Below are 18,831 nucleotides of genomic sequence, written 5' to 3' on the forward strand. Positions count from 1 at the left end.
CCGCGTGCAGCCGGCCGGAGGCCACGGGTGGAAGGGTGCCTCTCAATCGTGACGACCGGACAGATATCCGACTCGTTCCCCGTCGACGAGGACGCGGGAGACGACGGGCCCGACGTGCGGCGGCGCCGGGCGGCGCGTGCCCTGCAAGCCGTCGCCTTCGACACCATCGGCGCCGGGTACGGCGAGGCGTTCCCGGCCAAGGACGGGCAGCTGGCCTGCGGACGGCAGCTGCTGGCCGAGCTCGAACCCGGCGCGCGGGTGCTGGACGTGGGCTGCGGCACCGGGGACCCGACGGTCCGGCAGCTGGTCGCGGGCGGGCTGCGGGTGACCGGGATAGACCTCTCGGACGTGATGCTCTCGCTGGCCCGGCAGGCCCGGTTCCCGGGCGAACACCCGCCGGAGTTCCATCGGATCGACCTGTTCGATCTGGCCACCGAGCGCGCCGGGCAGGTCTGGAACGCCCCCGGGCTGGGGCCGCTGGGCAAGGACGGGTTCGCCGCCGTCACCGCGTTCTTCTCCCTGATCCTGCTGCCGCAGGACGAGATCCCGACCGTGCTCGCGCGGCTGCGCGAACTCCTCCGGCCGGGCGGACTGCTGGCGCTCGGTATGGTCGAGGCGGATCTGGATCACGTTCCGCTTCCGTTCCTTGGCAGAGAGCTGCGGATCAGTGGGTATCTGAGGGAGGATCTGGAGCGGGTTCTCGTCACGGCGGGCTTCGCCGTCGAGGAGTGCTCGGGGCATCCGTACGCGCCGGCCAGCACCACGCTGCCGCCGGAGGAACAGCTGTTCCTGTGCTGTCGACGCGTCGGCTGACCCACCGCACGGCAGCAGGGCCCGCCAGCAGGACACCGCAGACCACCACAGAGACCACACCGAATCCAGGACAGGCAGCCGTGCGCGACCAGCTCAAGACCGAGGCCGGACAGCCGGCTGCCGTCCCGGGCCAGCGCGGCCTGCCCCTGGCACCGGCACCGGCACTGGCACACCAACCGACCGCGCGCCCGGAGCGCGAGGACGTGGCGGGCCGGCTCGGCTACCTCGACCTGGCCACCCGGCGGATCAACAGCGCGCTCGACCTGTCCGCGACGCTGCGCAACATCGGCCGGGTACTCGTTCCCACGCTGGCCGACGCCGCCGTGGTCCACCTGCGCGATCCGCTGCCCAACGTCGAGCGCGAGCCCGGCTTCCCGGACGAGCTGCGGATCCACCACAGCACCGGCACCCGGATCGGGCGACGCGGCCGACCGAGCGGCGCGGACGACCGGCACCGCTCCCGGTACGGCTCCCGCTCCACCGCCGACACCGGCCCCGCCACCCCGGTGACCCGCGGCGGGGCGCTCGCGCACGCCCTGCTGAGCCGCCGCCCCGCCGAGTCCGCGGTGCTCGGCACGCCCGGCGCCGAACGCACCGAGGCGCTGCTGCGCGAGCTGTACGGCACCCGCGGGCTGGCCCGCCTGGCCGCGGGCACGTCGGTGCTGGCCCTGCCGCTGCGCGGCCGCAAGGCCGTGCTCGGCCTGCTGGTGCTGATCCGCCGCCCTCCTGAACGCACCGGCCGGCCCGCCTTCGACGCCGCCGACACCGCGACCGCCGCGCACCTCGCCACCCAGGCGGGGCTGGCGGTGGACACCGCCCTGCGGTACGCCCGCGAGTGGGAGATAGCCAACGAACTCCAGCGCAGCATGCTGCCGTTGCGCCTGCCGCAGCCGCACGGCGTCCGCCTCGCCCAGCGCTACCTGCCGGGCGAGCGCGGCGCGCAGGTCGGCGGCGACTGGTACGACGCCGTGCCACTGCCCGGCAACCGGGTCGCCCTGATCGTCGGCGACGTGATGGGCCACTCGCTCACCTCGGCCGCCATCATGGGCCAACTGCGCACCAGCGCCCAGACCTTGGCCGCCCTCGACCTTCCGCCGCACGAGGTGCTCTACCACCTGGACGAGCAGGCCCAACGGCTCGGCCGCGAACAGCACCTGGCGACCTGCGTGTACGCGGTGTACGACCCGATCGCCAACCGGGTGGTGCTGGCCAACGCCGGGCACGTCCCGCCCGTCCTGGTCCGGCCGGACGGCACCGCCGAGTTGGTGGAGCTGGACTCCGGGGCCCCGATCGGGGTCGGCGGGGTGGACTTCAACTCGGTCGAACTTCCCGCCCCGCCCGGCTCGGCCCTGCTGCTGTTCACCGACGGCCTGGTGGAGACCCGCAGCCGCCCGATCAGCGACGGCCTGGAGGTCCTCCGCGCCCGGATCGCCGCCGCCCGCTGGCAGTCCCCCGAGCAGCTGTGCCAGGAGGCGCTGCGGATCCTGCCGCCCGGCGACCGCGGCGACGACATCGCCCTGCTGGGCGCGTGCTTCGACGGCATCCCGGCCGGGGACGTCGCGCACTGGTACCTCCAGCCGCGCAACGAGACGCCCGGCCGGGCCCGCCGGCTGGCCGCCCACACGCTGCGCCGCTGGGGGCTCGGCGAGCTCAGCGAGGCGACCGAGCTGATGATCAGCGAGCTGGTGACCAACGCCGTCCAGCACGCGACCCGCCCGGTCACCCTGAGCCTGGTGCGCACCACTCGGCTGCGCTGCGAGGTCGGCGACGACAGCCCGCTGCTGCCGCGGCCGCGCCGTACCGGGCTGGAGGACGAACGCGGTCGCGGCCTGCAGATAGTGGCCCGGTGCGCGGACCGCTGGGGCGCCACCCGGCTGGGCACCGGCAAGGTGGTCTGGTTCGAGCAGCGACTGCCCCAACCGCCCGTCGAGCAGCGGCTACCGTAACCACCCGTAACCACCCGTAACCACCCGCAGCCGCCCGTCGAGCAGCGGCTGCCGCAGCGCGCGGGCGCCCGACGGGAGCGGCCCGCCGAGCGCCCGGGAGCGGTTCAGACCCCGGCCGGCTCCTTCACCGGATGCTGCTCCAGCCGCGCGATCAGCTGCTCGCCCTCCATGTCGACCCGCGGCACGACCTTCTCCAGCCTCTTCGGGAACCACCAGGCGGCCTTGCCGAACAGCGCCATCGCGGCCGGCACCAGCGCCATCCGCACCACGAAGGCGTCCACCAGCACGCCCACCGCGAGGGCGAAGCCGATCGGCTGCACGATCGGGTCGTGGCCGAAGACGAACGAGCCGAACACCGACACCATGATCAGCGCCGCCGCCGTGACCACCCGGGCGCCGCCGCGCACCCCGGCCACCACGGCGTCCCGCGGCGCCTTCCCGTGGACGTACTGCTCCTTCATCCCGGAGACCAGGAACAGCTCGTAGTCCATCGCCAGCCCGAACAGCACGCCGATCAGCAGGATCGGCACGAAGCTCACCACCGGCCCGACCTTCGGCACGTCGATCAGGCCGTCCAGCCAGCCCCACTGGTAGACCGCGACCACCGCGCCGAGCGAGGCGGTGATGCTGAGCAGGAAGCCGGCCACCGCCTTGAGCGGGACGAGCACCGAGCGGAACGCCAGCGCCAGCAGCACCACCGCAATGCCGACGATCACCGCGAGGAACGGCGGCAGTGCCTGGCCGAGCTTGGTGGAGACGTCGATGTTGGCGGCGGTGGTACCGGTGACGGCGATGTCCGCGCCGGTCGAGGTCTTGAGCGGCGCGCGCTGGTCGCGGATCTCGTTGACCAGTGTCCTGGTGCCGGCGTCGTCCGGTCCGGTCTGCGGGATGACGGTGAGCAGGGCGGTGCGCCCGGCCTGGTCGACGGCCGGGGGCAGCAGTGTCCGCACGCCCGGCAGGGTCTGCAGCCTGGCCGCCACCCCCTGCACCGCCTGCTCCGGCTGCGGCACGCCCCCGGCGTCCACGACGACCACCAGTGGCGCGTTGAAGCCCGGCCCGAAGCTCTCGCCGACCAGGTCGTAGGCCTTGCGCGCATCGGTGCCGGCGGCCTGCGAGCCGCCGCCCGGCAGGCCGAGCCGGAGGCTCGCAGCGGGCACCGCGAGCAGGCCCAGTCCGGCCAGTCCGACGAGCAGCACGGCCAGCGGGCGGCGGACCACGAACCGGCCCCAGCGCTCGCCCAGGGTGGTGCGGCTGCCGGTGCGCAGCGCCCGCTTCCAGACCGGCAGCCGGTCGATGGCGCGGCCGGCGAAGCCGAGCAGTGCGGGCAGCAGCGTGATCGCGACCAGGACGGCCACCACGACGGCGCCGGAGGCGGCCAGGCCCATCACGGTCAGGAAGGGGACGCCGGCGACGGCGAGCCCGGCGAGCGCCACGACCACGGTGAGGCCGGCGAAGACGACGGCGCTGCCGGCGGTGGCGGTGGCGCGGGCGGCGGCCTCGTCCGGCTCCAGGCCCTCGTCCAGGTGGCGGCGGTGCCGGGAGAGGATGAACAGCGCGTAGTCGATGCCGACGGCGAGACCGACCATCAGGGCCAGCACCGGCGCGGTGGTGATGATCTCGAACGAGCCGGACAGCGCCATGATCGCGGCCATCGCCACACCGACCCCGACCAGCGCGGTCAGCAGCGGCAGCCCGGCGGCGACCAACGAGCCGAGGGTGATCACCAGGACCACCCCGGCGACGGCCAGACCGATCGCCTCGCCGCCGTCGACCTGCGCCATCCGGTTGTACGCGTCACCGCCGAAGGCGACGTCCAGCCCGGCCGCGCGGGCCGGTTCGGCGGCGGCCTTGACGGCATCGCGCTGCTGGTCGGTGACGTTGGCGAGCTTGTGGTCGAAGGAGACCAGGGCGATCGCGACCCGGCCGTCCGGTGAGACGGCGTGGGTGGCGTACGGGTCGGGCACGGCGGCCACGCCGGGGACGGCGGTGATCCGGGCGACCGCCTCGCTGACCGCTCTGCCCGCCTCGGGCGTGGTGGCGCCGCCGGGCGCGGGGGCCGCGAAGACGACCTGGGCGGAGCCGTGGCCCTGCTCCGGGAAGGTGTCCTTGATCCGGTCCAGGGTGGTCTGCGCCTCGGTGCCCGGCACCTTGAACTCGTCGCTGGTCTTGCCGGCGAAGGCACCCGCGGCCCCGCCGATCGCGATCAGCACCGCGATCCAGACCGCCAGCACCGCCCGCCGTCTCCGGAAGCAGTAGCGGCCCAGTCGGTAGAGGTGCGTGGCCATGGGTGACCCCTCGGTCAGGTCGTCGGGCAGGCAGGTGCCTGAACAGGTCGCGGTCCACCGTACGCGCAATATTGTCAGGCGACAAAGTTGGTCGACAGAATCAAGTGACGGAATCATTCGACGCAGTTATCCGACCATGGCGATACCCTGGCTGGATGGCTCATGTCCCCGCCTCCGAACGCCGACCGCAACTGGTCCAGGCCGCCCTCGACCTGATGACCCGGGAGGGGGTCGCCGCCGGCAGCACCCGGGCGATCGCGGCCGAGCTGGGCGTGGCGCAGGCGACGGTGCACTACACCTTCGGCACCAAGAAGGACCTCTACCGGGCCGTCGTCGAGCAGCTGACCGCCGAGTTCATCGGCCACGTCCGCGCCGCCTACCCGGGCGACGGCTCCTTCGGCGAACAGGTCGCCACGCTGGTCCACGCGCTCTGGGAGAGCTCGACCGGCGCGGACGGGCGCTGCGCGCTGCTGGGCGAGTTCGCGGCGCTGGCGATGCGCGACCCGGACCTACAGGAGATCATGCGGGCGCTCCAGCACGGGATCGAACGCACCGCGGCGGAGATGCTCACGACCCTCGCCGAGGCGCACGGCCTCGAACTGGCCATGCCCGCCGAGGAGATCGCCGTCCACTTCCTCACCGGCTTCGACGGTCTCACCGACCGCTACCTGGCCCTGCGCGCGCCCGGCGAGCAGCCCGACCACGGCACCCTGCGGGCCCTGGACCTGCTGGTGGCCACCACGGTCGGGCTCTGCCTCGGCGCCCCGGCGAAGCCGTGAGGCCATGAGGCCATGAGGCCATGAGGCCGTAGGACCGCAGGCCGCTAGGAGGCGATCCGGACCGGGAGTTCGGCCAGCACCTCGCGCAGCGCGGCCGCGAAGCGCTCGTACTCGGTGCTGCGGGCCGAGCCCGGGCGGGTGGCCAGCCCGATCCGGCGGCCGGGGGCCGGGGCGGCGAAGCGGACGGCGGCCAGCCGGTCGGTGCGGCCGGCCTCGACGTCCAGCGCGGTGGCGGGCAGCAGCGTCACCCCGAGGCCGCCGGCGACCAGTTGGACCAGGGTGGACAGGCCGGCCGCGCGGGTGGTGGAGCCCCCGGGATCGGCACCGACCTCACGGCAGATGTCGAGGGCCTGGTCGCGCAGGCAGTGGCCCTCCTCCAGCAGCAGCACGTCCAGGTCGAGCAGCACGTCGCGCGGGACGTCGATCCGCCCGGCGAGCGGGTGCTCGGGCGGGGTGACCAGGACGAAGTCCTCGTCGAACAGCGGGATGTCGCGGGTTGGCGAGGTACCGCCGGCCGGGAGCGCGAGCAGCAGGACGTCCAGCCGCCCGGCGGCCAGCCCCTCCAGCAGCGCGGGGGTGCGCTCCTCGTGGACGTGCAGCTCCAGCTCCGGGAAGCGGTCGCGGACCAGCCGCAGCACGGTGGGCAGCAGGTAGGGCGCGACGGTCGGGATGACGCCGAGGTGCAGCGGCCCGGTGAACGGGCGGCGGGCGGCCTCGACCTCCTCGGTGAGGGCTTGCAGCGAGGCGAGCACCCGGCGTGCGTGCTCGCGCACGCGCTCACCCAGGGGGGTGATAATCACCCTGCGCGTCGTACGCTCGACCAGCTGCGCGCCCAGCGACTCCTCCAGTGCCGCGACCGCCCCGGACAGGGCCGGCTGGCTGGTCCCGGTGGCGGCGGCGGCCTCCCGGAAGTGCCGGTGCTCGGCGACCGCGAGGAAGGCCTTGAGCTGGGCGACGGTCGGCGCCCGGGGGCTGCGGACTGTGGCGCTCGCCACAGCGGCCTCGGGTTTGGCGGCGGCGACCCTGCGGGGGCGGGGCCGCGACGTGGGCGGTTCGGTACTGATAGCCATCTCCGATCAGACACATCAAGTGTAGCTATTTCCCTGATCAGTCCACGATGTGGAAACGTAGGGCGTGTCCGGAATCCGGACAAAACTCCCCTCAGTCTCACTTCAGGAGAAGCGAACGTGCTCACGATCGGTGACAAGTTCCCCGAGTTCGAACTCAACGCCTGCGTCGACCTGGACGCCGCGAACGCCTTCGCCGAGATCAACCACAAGTCCTACGAGGGCAAGTGGAAGATCGTCTTCTTCTGGCCGATGGACTTCACCTTCGTCTGCCCGACCGAGATCGCCGCGTTCGGCAAGCTGAACGACGAGTTCGCGGACCGCGACGCCCAGATCCTCGGCGTCTCCGGCGACTCCGAGTTCGTGCACCACGCCTGGCGCAAGGACCACAAGGACCTGCGCGACCTGCCCTTCCCGATGCTGGCCGACGTCAAGCACGACCTGATGCGCGCCTGCGGCGTCGAGGGCGCCGACGGCACCGCCCAGCGCGCGGTGTTCATCGTCGACCCCAACAACGAGATCCAGTTCGTCATGGTGACCGCCGGCTCCGTCGGCCGTAACCCCAAGGAGGTCCTGCGGGTGCTGGACGCCCTGCAGACCGACGAGCTGTGCCCGTGCAACTGGACCAAGGGCGAGGACACCCTCGACGCCCAGGCCCTGCTGGCGGGCTGACCCATGGCCCTCGACGACCTGAAGGCCGCCCTCCCGGACTACGCCAAGGACCTCAAGCTCAACCTGGGCTCGGTCATCGGCAACTCCGACCTCCCCGCCCAGCAGCTCTGGGGCACCGTGCTGTCCTGCGCGATGGCCACCCGCAGCGCCGCCCTGCTGCGTGAGCTGGAGCCCGAGGCCAAGGCCAACCTCTCCCCGGAGGCGTACACCGCCGCCAAGGGCGCGGCCGCGATCATGGGGATGAACAACGTCTACTACCGGACGCTGCACCTGCTCTCCGACAAGGAGTACAGCACGATGCGGGCCGGTCTGCGGATGAACATCATCGGCACCCCGGGCGTCGAGAAGGTCGACTTCGAGCTCTGGTGCTTCGCCGTCTCGGCCATCAACGGCTGCGGCCAGTGCCTCGACTCGCACGAGGCCGTGCTGCGCAAGGCCGGCGTCGAGCGCGAGGTCGTCCAGGCCTCGATGAAGATCGCCGCCGTCCTCCAGGCCGTGGCGGGCGTCCTCGACTCCGAGGCCGCCCTCGCCGCCGCCGGCGCCTGACGGACCCCGCACCAACGCCGACGGGCCCTCCCGGACACCACGTCCGGGAGGGCCCGTCGGCGTTGCGCTTCGGCCTCAGCCGTCCCCGGCCGGGGCGGCGGAGGTCCGGCCCGCGGCCTCGCGGGCGGCCTCCATGGCGGTGAAGACGGCCTGGCCGGCCTCGTTGCGGCGGCGCAGGTGGGTGATCACGGTGTTGGTGACGGCGATCAGCGGGACGGCCACCACCGCACCGCCGATGCCGCCGATGATGCCGCCGGCCGCGACGCCGAGGACGACGCCCAGCGGGTGCACCCGGACGGCCCGGCCGAGGATCAGCGGCTGCAGGATGTGGCTCTCGATCTGCATCACCGCGACCAGCACGATCAGCACCATCAGCGCCGTCCACGGCCCCTCGGTGACCAGGGCGATCAGCATCGCGACCGTGCCGGTGACGAGTGCGCCGACCAGCGGGACGAAGGCGCCCAGGAAGATGATCACGGCCAGCGGCATCGCCATCGGCACGCCCAGCAGGTCGATGCCGATGCCGATGCAGACCGCGTCGATGAAGGCCACGCAGACGGTGCCGCGCACGTACGCGGTGAGCGTCGCCCAGGCCTTCGGGCCGGCTCCGGCCATGGCGAAGCGGGAGTGCCGGGGCAGTCCGCGCAACGCCCAGTTCCAGATCCGCGCGCCGTCGTAGAGGAAGAAGAAGGTGGTGAAGAAGGCCAGCGCCACGGCGGTCAGCACCTCGACGGCGATCTGCGCGCCGGTCAGGCTGGCCGAGGTGATCTGGTCGGTGTTGGTGGTGATCGCCTTGCCGATCTGGTCGGCGTAGTCGTTGATCTGCTGCTGGGTCAGGTGCAGCGGCCCGGTGCTCAGCCAGTCCCGCAGTTGGTCGACGCCGTCCTTCACCTTGCTGGTGACCGTCGACAGGTTGGTGGACACCTGCCAGACCACGAACCAGCCGACCAGCCCGATTCCGGCCAGACCGCTCAGGAACACCCCGCCCGCCGCCAGCGAGCGCGGCACCCCGTGCCGGCGCAGCCAGGAGACCGTCGGCTCCAGCAGCGCGGAGATCAGCAGCGAGGCCAGCACCGCGAAGGCGACCAGCCGCAGCATGTCGACGATGTAGAAGACGACGTAGAGCGCGCCGCCGAGCAGCAGCAGCCGCCAGGTCGACTCGGCGGCCACCCGCAGCCCCCAGGGCACGGCCTCGGCCGGGGTGGCCGGCCGGCCGGGGTGGTACTCCCGCGCCAGGCCGGGCGGTGCGGCCGGCGCGGGGGCCGCCGGGGCGGCGGCCGGTACCGCGGCGGGTTCGACCCGCGGGGCCGGCACCGGATCGGGCGCCTCGGCCAGTGCGGGGACGGCGAGCTCGTGCGGGTCGGCCGCCATCGCGGCACGCCGGCGCCGTTCGATCACGGCGGCCGCGCTCGCCACCACGGCCATGCCCTTGGCCACGGCCTTGAAGGCCTTTCCGCCCCGCGCCATCCTCGCTACCACCGCTCCCCTGCTGAGCCGCCGTGCCCGGCGGTACGCCGTGGGTCCCGCCACGGCCGTCAGGGATGACGCTACCCGGCGGCGGCCCGGCGAGTCCGGCCCCCGCCGGGTTCGGCTCGAACAACCTCGCCATCAAACCGGGGCAAACCGTCAGGTTTCAGATGGTTTCGGACCGGGATCGCTGGGGAGGAGTCGAAACGAGGCCCCCGGGGAGAGCGAGGCCTCGGACCACGGACCAACTGCCGGCGGACCGGCCGGTGCGGGAAGCGACCAGGACCCCTTCCCGCGCCCCGCGTCCGCACCGGGTCCGCACCGCCCGCAGGCGCACTGGTCAGCGCAGCCCGGGCGGCGCGGCCCGACCCGGCCCCCGGTGGGCGGGAACGCGACGGCCCCCGGTCGCTCGTCGGGCGGGACGAGCGGCCGGGGGCCGTACGGGAGAGTCCACCGCCGGGCGGTGGCGGCTCCTAGTACCAGTTGTGGGACTGCCAGAACGACCAGGCGCCACAGGGGCTGCCGTAGCGGCTGTTCATGTAGCCCAGACCCCACTTGATCTGGGTGGCCGGGTTGGTGCGCCAGTCGGCACCGGCCGAGGCCATCTTGGTGCCGGGCAGCGCCTGGACCAGACCGTACGCGCCGGAACTCCGGTTGGTCGCGGTGTAGTCCCAGCCGCTCTCGCGCTTCACGATCTGGCTGAAGCACTGGAACTGGGCGTCGTCACCGACGACCTGCCGGGCGATGTCCTGGACGGATCCGGGGCTGGCCGAGACCGGCGGGGCGCTGTTGTCGGTGGCGGCCATCGCCGAACGCGCCTTGGAACGGTTGGCAGCGGCCTCGTCGGCCTTGCGCTTGTCCTCGGCGGCCTTGGCAGCCTTGTCCGCGTCGGCCTTGGCCTGGGCATCGGCCTTCGCCTGGGCGTCCGCGGCGGCCTTCTGGCGCGCGGCCTCCTCGGCGGCCTTCTGCTCGGCGGCGGCCTTGGCCGCGGCGTCGGCGGAGGCCTGCTGGGCGGATGCCTGCTGGCCGATGTTGTCACTGATGGTCTGCGCCTGGGCGCCAGAGGGGACTTCGGCAAGCAGGGTCGCGCCCGCGACGTCGACCGTCTGCGTCGTCTTGCCCTCGCTGCCCGAGGCCACACCCACGACGGCACCGACAGCGGTGACGGCGGTGGCGGAGGCCACAGCGACTCCCCGGACCGAGATCCGAGTCACATGGATTCCTTCCAGCATCGCCCACGCGTGACCGTGCGGGCGCAACATGCCCCTTGGCACTGACCTCCGCAGGTGCTCTGGTCACGGGAGGTGCTGGCCCGGCGTCCGGCCGAGGTGAGGCGACCGGGCGTTGGAATCGGGCGGCGTACGGCTCATCGGTCTTCAATTGTGCGTCCACCGACCGGAGTTGGTGGACCATCCGGGCCCGGACTCGTGGAGTCCGGAAGCCCTGCCACGCCGTACGCGGGGCCTGACAGAACCCTCACCATGCCGCACCGGACGCTGTCGACGCAATTCCCGTTCGCGTGGCGCACGTCACATTCACCGCACGGGAGTTCCCCGGGCGGAAAGCACTCGATGTGATGAAAGGGGTGAGGGCCCGCCCCGTCAGGAGCGGGCCCCGCACCAAGAGTTAACCGTATTGTCCGACTATGTCCTGGTCAGGGACGAATCACGGGTGGATGTCCTCCAGCATCTCCGTGACCAGCGCCGCGATCGGCGAACGCTCCGAGCGGGTGAGCGTGATGTGCGCGAAGAGCGGATGCCCCTTCAGCTTCTCCACCACCGCCACCACGCCGTCGTACCGGCCCACCCGGAGGTTGTCGCGCTGCGCCACGTCGTGGGTGAGCACCACCCGCGAACCCTGGCCGATCCGGGACAGCACCGTCAGCAGGACGTTCCGCTCCAGCGACTGGGCCTCGTCCACGATCACGAAGGCGTCGTGCAGCGAGCGGCCCCGGATGTGGGTCAGCGGCAGCACCTCCAGCATCCCCCGGGAGATCACCTCCTCGATCACGTCCGGGGTGGTGACGGCGGAGAGGGTGTCGAAGACCGCCTGCGCCCAGGGGCTCATCTTCTCCGTCTCGGAGCCCGGCAGGTAGCCGAGCTCCTGCCCGCCGACCGCGTACAGCGGCCGGAAGACCATCACCTTGCGGTGCTGCCCCCGCTCCAGCACCGCCTCCAGCCCCGCGCACAGCGCCAGCGCGGACTTGCCGGTGCCCGCCCGGCCGCCCATCGAGACGATGCCGACGTCCGGATCGAGCAGCAGGTCCAGCGCCACCCGCTGCTCGGCGCTGCGCCCGCGCAGTCCGAACGCCTCGCGCTCGCCGCGCACCAGCCGGACCCGGCCGTCGCCGGTCACCCGGCCGAGCGCCCGGCCGCGCTCCGAGGTGAGCACCAGCCCGGTGTGCACCGGCAGCTCGTCCGCCCCCTCGACGTCCACCGCGGCGTCGTGGCCGGCCGCGAACAGCGCGTCCACCTGCTCCGCCGGGACGTGCAGCTCGGACATCCCCGTCCAGCCGGAGGTGATGGCGAGCTCGGCCCGGTACTCCTCGGCGAGCAGGCCCACCGAGCTGGCCTTGATCCGCAGCGGCAGGTCCTTGGAGACGACCGTGACGTCGTACCCCTCGGCCTGGAGGTTGCGGGCGACCGCGAGGATCCGCGAGTCCGCCTCGCCGCCGCCGACCCGGTAGCCGGCCGGCAGTATCGACAGGTCGGAGTGGTTGAGCTCGACCCTGATGGTGCCGCCGAGCTCGCCGACCGGGATCGGCTCGTCGAGCCGGCCGTGGCGGATGCGGTAGTCGTCGAGCAGTCGCAGCGCCTGGCGGGCGAAGTAGCCCAGCTCCGGGTGGTGCCGCTTGGCCTCCAGCTCGGTGACGACCACCACCGGCAGGACGACCTCGTGCTCCTCGAAGCGGGTCATGGCGAGCGGGTCCGCCAGGAGCACGCTGGTGTCGAGAACGTACGTGCGCCGGTCTGGCGTCCGGCGGCTCTTGGAACTGACCACTAGGCCTCCAGAGCGGATGACCCTGCGTCATCCGCGGCAAGCCGGCCCCCGCTGCCCCGGTGGCCTCGGGACCGGACTGCCTGGAGTATTCCCAGGCGAGGGGCGGTGCATTCGCGCCCCCGGCGAACTGACGGATCATTGCCGGTGAACGTTTGGCCTCACGAGGGCTCCGGGTAGGCCAGCCCTACGGCGGTCACTTCACCCGTTCAGAGGCCCAGTCGCCGGTTGCGCTGCTCGAACGCCCGCAGCGCCCGCAGGAAGTCGACCTTGCGGAAGGCCGGCCAGTACGCCTCGCAGAAGTAGAACTCGCTGTGCGCGCTCTGCCAGAGCAGGAAACCGGACAGGCGCTGCTCGCCCGAGGTGCGGATGATCAGGTCCGGGTCGGGCTGGTTGCGGGTGTAGAGGTGCTCGGCGATGTGCTCGACGTCGAGGATCTCGGCCAGTTCCTCGATCGAGGTGCCGCGCCCGGCGTGCTCCTGGAGCAGCGAGCGGACGGCGTCGGCGATCTCGTGCCGGCCCCCGTAGCCGACCGCGACGTTGACCGTGATGCCGTCGATGTCGGCGGTCTCCTCGGCGGCCCGCTTGAGCACGTCGGCGGTGTGCTGCGGGAGCAGGTCCAGTGCGCCGACCGGGTGGACCTTCCAGCGGCGGGCGGCGGCCAGCCCGGTGACGGCGTCCTCGATGATGCCCAGCAGCGGGACCAGCTCGTCGGCGGGGCGGTCGAGGTTGTCGGTGGAGAGCATCCAGAGGGTGACGACCTTGACGTGGGTCTCGTCGCACCAGCCGAGGAACTCGCTGATCTTGTCGGCGCCGCGCTGGTGGCCGTACACGGTGGTGCCCCCGGCGGCCTTCGCCCAGCGGCGGTTGCCGTCCAGGATCACGCCGATGTGGTGCGGGGTGCGGGCGAGGTGGACCTCGACCCGGCGGCCGTAGAGCCCGTACATCCCGCCCAGCAGGGTACGCAGACCCGGCGTCCGTTCGGCGACATCGCGCAGACCCATGATTCCCGGCCCCTCCGTGCTCGTTCAGCTGGTGCGTCAACGCCCCGGCGCAGCCTACTCCGGCGGGCAGGCACACGGTAAAGCCGCAGGTAGCGGTCTGGTCACGGTCCTGTACGGAGTCCGCCCCGGCGGGCGTGTCGCGGGCCTTGCCCGACGGCTCCGACGGCGGACACGGAACGGTCTCCGAATCCTTAAGGAATCCGTAAGCCGACTGTCCAATGCTTGACGACCGGCAATGGTCTAGTCCAGCTTTTGATCCAAGGCGGAACGAACCCCACGGCCCCGCCCCACCCCCACGCACCACCGTGCACCACCATGCACCGCCGCGGTCGCCCACCCCCAGGTACGACGACCCCACGCACCACGACGGACCTCCCCTCCCCCACACGCGGCCGCCGCGCCCCCCACCGCGGCGGCCGCTCCCTCCCCAGGAGCGTCACCCCATGGCCCGTACGCTGAACCAGCCCGCGCACAAGCGCCGGCGCAGCCCCCTCCCGGCCGTCGCGGCCGGCGCCACCGCCCTCGCCCTGGCCGGCGGCGGCCTGGCCCTCTTCGCCGGCGGCGCCAGCGCGGCCGTCGGCAACCTGGTCACCAACGGCGGCTTCGACAGCGGGCTGGGCGGCTGGAACTGCGCCGGCGCGGCGACCACCGTCTCCTCCCCGGCCCACTCCGGCACCGGCGCGCTACAGGCCACCCCGGGCGCCGGCGACACCGCCGAGTGCACCCAGACCATCAGCGTGCTGCCCAACACCAGCTACACGCTGAGCGCCTGGGTCCAGGGCCCGTACGTCTACCTCGGCGCGCGCGGCACCGGCGGCACCGACCCGTCCAGCTGGTCGAACCAGAACAGCTGGAACCAGCTGTCCTCCACCTTCACCACCGGCGCGAACGCCACCAGCGTCACCGTCTACCTGCACGGCTGGTACGGCCAGAGCGCCTACCTCGCCGACGACGTGAGCCTGATCGGCCCCGGCGGCCCCTCCACCCCGAGCCCGACCGCCACCGCCACCCCGTCACCGACCGCCACGGCCACCGCGACCTCCTCCCCCACCGCGACCGGCACGCCGACGGCCACCGCGACCCCGACCCCGACCGCCACCGCGACCGCGACCGCGACGCCGACCCCCACGGCCACCGCGACCGCCACCACCCCGCCGGTCACCGGCCTGCCCGCGCACGCGGTCACCGGCTACTGGCAGAACTTCGACAACGGCTCGACCCCGCAGCGCCTCGGCGACGTGCAGAGCGCCTACGACATCATCGCGGTGTCCTTCGCCGACGCCGTGCCCACCCAGACCGGCGCGATCAGCTTCACCCTCGACCCCGGCCTGTCCAAGGCCCTCGGCGGCTACAGCGACGCACAGTTCCGCGCCGACATCAAGGCCAAGCAGGCGGCCGGCAAGAAGGTCGTCCTCTCCATCGGCGGCCAGAACGGCGCGATCACCGTCGGCGACGCCACCGCCGGCAACAACTTCGCCAACAGCGCCTACGCGATCATCAAGGACTACGGCTTCGACGGCATCGACGTCGACCTGGAGAACGGCGTCCAGGCCGGCCCGCTCGGCAACGCGCTGCACACCCTCCAGGCCAAGGTCGGCCCCGGCTTCATCCTGACCATGGCGCCCGAGACGATCGGGATGTACAGCACCGCCGGCGCCTACTTCCAGCTGGCGCTGAACACCAAGGACATCCTCACCGTCGTCAACACCCAGTTCTACAACTCGGGCGGCATGAACGGCTGCGACGGCAAGGTCTACAACCAGGGCACCATCGACTTCATCACCTCGCAGGTCTGCACCCACATCCAGGGCGGCCTGCGGCCCGACCAGGTCGGCATCGGCGTCCCCGCCTCCGCCAAGGCGGCCGGCGGCGGCTACGTCTCGCCGACCGTGGTGAACAACGCGCTGGACTGCCTGGCCACCGGCAACAACTGCGGCAGCTTCGTCCCGCCGGCCAAGTGGCCGACCATCCGCGGTGCGATGACCTGGTCCACCAACTGGGACGCCAACAACGGCAACGCGTTCTCCAACGCGGTCGGCCCGTTCGTCCACAAGATGCCGTAACCCCCCACCGCCAATCCCCCACCGGCGCGCCGCTCCTTGAGGGTGGGGCCTGCGCGCCGGCGGCGGGGCCCGCCGTACCCGACCCGGTACGGCGGGCCCTCCCGCGTCCGGGCCCGGTAGCGCCAGGTCCGGTCCGGCCCCCGGGCCCAGGCACCACCTGTGGCGTCGCGGTGGCACGGGAAGTCCGGCCTCCCGGGCCCGGGGGCTACCGGGCCAGCACCGCCAGCAGCGCGCCGAGCAGCAGGAACGGTCCGACCGGGACGTCGAGCCCGCGCACCGGGCGCCGGCGGGCCAGCGCGACGGCGGCCCGCAGGATCGCCCAGAGCCCGGCGAGCACCACCGCGGCGAACAACCCGGCGACCGCCACCGGCCAGCCGTACCAGCCGAGCAGCCCGCCCAGGGCGAACCCCAGCGGCGAGTCACCCGGGCCCAACGCGCCGATCCAGACCGCCAGTTCGAGCAGGGCCCCGACCGCGAGGGCCACCAGCAGGCAGCGCAGCAGCACCCCCGGGCGCCCCGCGGCCAGCGCCGCCACCGCCAGCAGGGGGGCCACCCCGCCGACCAGCGGCAGGGTCAGCCGGTACGGCAGCCGGCGCACCCGGGCGTCGACGAAGCCGAGCACCACGCCGAGCCCGGCCGCCCAGCCCAGCGCCGCGGCCGACGGCCCGTCCGCCGCGTACGCCAGCCCGGCGGCGACCACGGCCGCCACCAGCTCCACCGACCAGGCGCCCGCGCCCAACCGCTCCCGGCAGCCCGGACAGCGTCCGGTGGGCGGCAGCAGTCGCACCTCGCGCCCGCACAACGGGCAGGCACCGCACCAGGGTTCGCCCTCCGGCACGGCGAACCGGGCGACCAGCCCGCGCAGCAGCGGAGCCACCAGAAATGCGGCCAGCACCGCGCCGACTGCGGCTAGCATCACCGGCGCACCCCCTTTTCGATCAACGCCTGCACGCCCGTGCGGCACCCGGGAACCGGGCGGGGCGCACCGACCACATCATCCAACGGGGGAACGACCATGACGAAGACCCAGTCCATCCGGAGAATCGCGGCCGGCCTGCCGGCGGCGGCGCTCGTCCTGGCGCTGTCGGCCTGCGGGCCGGACAACGCCGACCCGGCGGCCGTCCCGAGCGCCCCGGCCGCGCCGCCCACCGGCACCGCCGGGGCCTCCACGGCTCCCGGCACCCCGACCGGCTCCCCGACCGGCTCCGCGGCCTCGACCGCCCCGGCCACCCCGACCGCCCCGGCCGGACCGCAGCCGTCCGTCACCGCCGGCGGCAACAACGTCGCCCAGGTCAGCTACGACCGCCCGCTGCCGCTCGGCAGCGCCGGCCGCTACGTCGGCAAGAGCTCGGTGGTGGACGCCGCCGCGGTCTCGATCGTCAAGGGCACCGCCGCGGAGATCGCCCCGCTCAACCTCCCGTCGACGAGCACCGGCGGCAAGACGCCGTACTACGTCACCGTCTCCTTCACCAACCGCACCGGCGCCCCGCTGGCCGAGGACGCCTACATGATGCGGGTCTGGGTGAAGCCCAAGGACCACTCGGCGGGCGCGCTGCCGGCCGCGACCCTGCAGAAGGCGATCCCGCAGTGCGACACCCGGTCGCTGGTCACGCTCGCGGACGGGCAGTCCGTCAAGCTGTGTGCCGTCTATCTCGTCCCGAACGAGACCCCGCCCAGCTTCCTCACGTACGGGAACATCCTGGACACCGCGCCCCTGGTTTGGAAGGTCGGCTGACACCCCCGCCTGCCGATCCAAGGAGGCCGCTCCGGGCGGTTCGGTGCGCGTCCCGGGACGCGCACCGAAGTGCCCGGAGGTGCCCCTAAAGTAGGCAGGCATGCAGGTCATCCAGTCCAGCAAGCTCGCCAATGTCTGCTACGACATCCGCGGCCCGGTACTCGACGAGGCGATGCGGCTGGAGGAACAGGGCCACCGCATCCTCAAGCTCAACACCGGCAACCCCGCCGTCTTCGGCTTCGAGGCGCCGCCGGAGATCCTCCAGGACATCCTGCGCAACCTCTCGACCGCGCACGGGTACGGCGACTCCAAGGGCCTGCTCGCCGCCCGCCGCGCGGTGGTCATGCACTACGAGGACCGCGGCCTGCACGGGCTGAGCGTCGAGGACGTCTTCCTCGGCAACGGCGTCTCCGAGCTGATCCAGCTGGCCATGACCGCGCTGCTGGACGACGGCGACGAGGTGCTCGTCCCGGCGCCCGACTACCCGCTGTGGACCGCCTCGGTCTCGCTGGCCGGCGGCACCGCGGTGCACTACCGCTGCGACGAGCAGGCCGAGTGGTACCCGGACCTCGCCGACATCGAGGCCAAGGTCACCGACCGGACCCGGGCCATCGTGGTGATCAACCCGAACAACCCGACCGGCGCGGTCTACCCGCGCGAGGTGCTGGAGGGCATCGTCGAGATCGCCCGCCGGCACCGGCTGGTGGTCTACGCGGACGAGATCTACGACAAGATCCTCTACGACGACGCCGAGCACGTCCCGCTGGCCACCCTGGCGCCCGACCTCTTCTGCGTCACCTTCAACGGCCTGTCCAAGGCGTACCGGGTCGCGGGTTTCCGCTCCGGCTGGATGGTGCTCTCCGGCGACCGGCAGCGGGCCCACAGCTATATCGAGGGCCTGGCCGTGCTGGCCTCGATGCGGCTGTGCGCCAACATGCCCGCCCAGCACGCGGTGGCCGCCGCGCTCGGCGGCCGGCAGTCGATCCGCGACCTGGTGCTGCCCGGCGGGCGGCTGCTCGCCTCGCGCGACGCGGCGTACCGGCTGCTCAACGAGATCCCGGGGGTCAGCTGCGTCAAGCCCAAGGGCGCGCTGTACGCGTTCCCGCGGCTGGATCCGAAGGTCTACAAGATCAAGGACGACGCCCAGATGGTGCTGGACCTGCTGCGCTCCCAGCGCATCCTGCTGGTCCAGGGCACCGGCTTCAACTGGCCCGAGCCGGACCACTTCCGGCTGGTCACGCTGCCCCGGGCGGAGGAGATCACCGACGCGGTGACCAGGATCGGCGACTTCCTGAGCGGCTACACCCAGCCGTAGCCCCGGAACGGCCGCACCCAGCCGTGGCCCCCGCGCCCGACACCCGACACCCGACACCTGGCACCCGGCACCCGGCACCCGGCACCCGGGGAAAGCACTACGGCCGGAGTCCCGGCCCGGGCGGTCTCCTTGGTCGGGGAAA

General features: G+C 73.0%; 15 protein-coding genes. 8 read left to right on the forward strand and 7 right to left on the reverse strand.

Annotated elements, in window-relative coordinates; translation table 11 throughout:
- Positions 1-48: 48 nt before the first annotated feature.
- Complete coding sequence (locus tag ACIP37_RS25600) at positions 49-813, forward strand: class I SAM-dependent methyltransferase (protein WP_363585449.1); 765 nt, start codon at positions 49-51, stop codon at positions 811-813.
- An 80-nt stretch (positions 814-893) separates the two neighbouring features.
- The gene (locus ACIP37_RS25605; protein WP_400844576.1) at positions 894-2,759 is read left to right on the forward strand and encodes a SpoIIE family protein phosphatase; all 1,866 of its coding nucleotides are present in this window, start codon (positions 894-896) and stop codon (positions 2,757-2,759) included.
- A 104-nt stretch (positions 2,760-2,863) separates the two neighbouring features.
- Here the strand turns inward: ACIP37_RS25605 and ACIP37_RS25610 are convergent, their stop codons facing one another.
- Complete coding sequence (locus ACIP37_RS25610; protein ID WP_363629582.1) at positions 2,864-5,044, reverse strand: MMPL family transporter; 2,181 nt, start codon at positions 5,042-5,044, stop codon at positions 2,864-2,866.
- Positions 5,045-5,199: 155 nt separating this feature from the next.
- On the opposite strand from ACIP37_RS25610, the gene ACIP37_RS25615 reads away from it, so the two are divergent.
- On the forward strand, positions 5,200-5,823 hold the full coding sequence (locus tag ACIP37_RS25615) for a TetR/AcrR family transcriptional regulator (protein WP_363585452.1): 624 nt from the start codon (positions 5,200-5,202) through the stop codon (positions 5,821-5,823).
- A gap of 44 nt (positions 5,824-5,867) precedes the next feature.
- Here the strand turns inward: ACIP37_RS25615 and ACIP37_RS25620 are convergent, their stop codons facing one another.
- Complete coding sequence (locus ACIP37_RS25620; RefSeq protein ID WP_400328325.1) at positions 5,868-6,818, reverse strand: LysR substrate-binding domain-containing protein; 951 nt, start codon at positions 6,816-6,818, stop codon at positions 5,868-5,870.
- Between the two features lie 192 nt (positions 6,819-7,010).
- On the opposite strand from ACIP37_RS25620, the gene ACIP37_RS25625 reads away from it, so the two are divergent.
- Both ACIP37_RS25625 and ACIP37_RS25630 read left to right on the forward strand, forming a co-directional pair.
- A complete protein-coding gene (locus ACIP37_RS25625; protein ID WP_063347991.1) occupies positions 7,011-7,562 on the forward strand; it encodes a peroxiredoxin in 552 nt (183 codons plus the stop codon).
- A gap of 3 nt (positions 7,563-7,565) precedes the next feature.
- On the forward strand, positions 7,566-8,108 hold the full coding sequence (locus tag ACIP37_RS25630; protein ID WP_363629586.1) for an alkyl hydroperoxide reductase: 543 nt from the start codon (positions 7,566-7,568) through the stop codon (positions 8,106-8,108).
- Between the two features lie 75 nt (positions 8,109-8,183).
- Here ACIP37_RS25630 and ACIP37_RS25635 read toward each other — a convergent pair whose 3' ends face one another.
- From ACIP37_RS25635 to ACIP37_RS25650, 4 genes are all read right to left on the reverse strand, one after another.
- The gene (locus tag ACIP37_RS25635; protein WP_363585454.1) at positions 8,184-9,575 is read right to left on the reverse strand and encodes an AI-2E family transporter; all 1,392 of its coding nucleotides are present in this window, start codon (positions 9,573-9,575) and stop codon (positions 8,184-8,186) included.
- A gap of 473 nt (positions 9,576-10,048) precedes the next feature.
- Positions 10,049-10,789, reverse strand: a complete 741-nt coding sequence (locus ACIP37_RS25640) for a transglycosylase SLT domain-containing protein (protein ID WP_400809806.1) — start codon at positions 10,787-10,789, stop codon at positions 10,049-10,051.
- Between the two features lie 451 nt (positions 10,790-11,240).
- Positions 11,241-12,575 carry a PhoH family protein gene (locus ACIP37_RS25645; protein WP_063347994.1) on the reverse strand — a complete coding sequence of 445 codons (1,335 nt, stop codon included), beginning with the start codon at positions 12,573-12,575 and terminating at the stop codon, positions 11,241-11,243.
- A gap of 206 nt (positions 12,576-12,781) precedes the next feature.
- Entirely contained in the window at positions 12,782-13,576 is a 795-nt protein-coding gene (locus ACIP37_RS25650) for an isoprenyl transferase (RefSeq protein ID WP_208869076.1), read from the reverse strand.
- 443 nt (positions 13,577-14,019) lie between these two features.
- On the opposite strand from ACIP37_RS25650, the gene ACIP37_RS25655 reads away from it, so the two are divergent.
- Entirely contained in the window at positions 14,020-15,639 is a 1,620-nt protein-coding gene (locus tag ACIP37_RS25655; protein WP_400809804.1) for a chitinase, read from the forward strand.
- Positions 15,640-15,844: 205 nt separating this feature from the next.
- On the opposite strand, the gene ACIP37_RS25660 is transcribed toward ACIP37_RS25655, so the two are convergent.
- Entirely contained in the window at positions 15,845-16,555 is a 711-nt protein-coding gene (locus tag ACIP37_RS25660) for a prepilin peptidase (protein WP_363585480.1), read from the reverse strand.
- Positions 16,556-16,654: 99 nt separating this feature from the next.
- Here ACIP37_RS25660 and ACIP37_RS25665 point away from each other — a divergent pair, with 99 nt between their 5' ends.
- The gene (locus ACIP37_RS25665; protein WP_400809802.1) at positions 16,655-17,374 is read left to right on the forward strand and encodes a hypothetical protein; all 720 of its coding nucleotides are present in this window, start codon (positions 16,655-16,657) and stop codon (positions 17,372-17,374) included.
- A gap of 100 nt (positions 17,375-17,474) precedes the next feature.
- Entirely contained in the window at positions 17,475-18,689 is a 1,215-nt protein-coding gene (locus tag ACIP37_RS25670) for a pyridoxal phosphate-dependent aminotransferase (RefSeq protein ID WP_350879977.1), read from the forward strand.
- Positions 18,690-18,831: the final 142 nt, after the last annotated feature.

It is taken from the genome of Kitasatospora sp. NPDC088861, from assembly GCF_044750105.1.
GTDB lineage: Bacteria > Actinomycetota > Actinomycetes > Streptomycetales > Streptomycetaceae > Kitasatospora.

Excerpts from the sequence above, each read along its gene's own strand:
- ACIP37_RS25630 (WP_363629586.1), top strand. The coding sequence starts at position 7,566 with ATGGCCCTCGACGACCTGAAGGCCGCCCTCCCGGACTACGCCAAGGAC.
- ACIP37_RS25665 (WP_400809802.1), top strand. The coding sequence starts at position 16,655 with ATGACGAAGACCCAGTCCATCCGGAGAATCGCGGCCGGCCTGCCGGCG.
- ACIP37_RS25615 (WP_363585452.1), top strand. The coding sequence starts at position 5,200 with ATGGCTCATGTCCCCGCCTCCGAACGCCGACCGCAACTGGTCCAGGCC.
- ACIP37_RS25660 (WP_363585480.1), bottom strand. The coding sequence starts at position 16,555 with ATGCTAGCCGCAGTCGGCGCGGTGCTGGCCGCATTTCTGGTGGCTCCG.
- ACIP37_RS25635 (WP_363585454.1), bottom strand. The coding sequence starts at position 9,575 with ATGGCGCGGGGCGGAAAGGCCTTCAAGGCCGTGGCCAAGGGCATGGCC.
- ACIP37_RS25655 (WP_400809804.1), top strand. The coding sequence starts at position 14,020 with ATGGCCCGTACGCTGAACCAGCCCGCGCACAAGCGCCGGCGCAGCCCC.
- ACIP37_RS25650 (WP_208869076.1), bottom strand. The coding sequence starts at position 13,576 with ATGGGTCTGCGCGATGTCGCCGAACGGACGCCGGGTCTGCGTACCCTG.
- ACIP37_RS25610 (WP_363629582.1), bottom strand. The coding sequence starts at position 5,044 with ATGGCCACGCACCTCTACCGACTGGGCCGCTACTGCTTCCGGAGACGG.
- ACIP37_RS25670 (WP_350879977.1), top strand. The coding sequence starts at position 17,475 with ATGCAGGTCATCCAGTCCAGCAAGCTCGCCAATGTCTGCTACGACATC.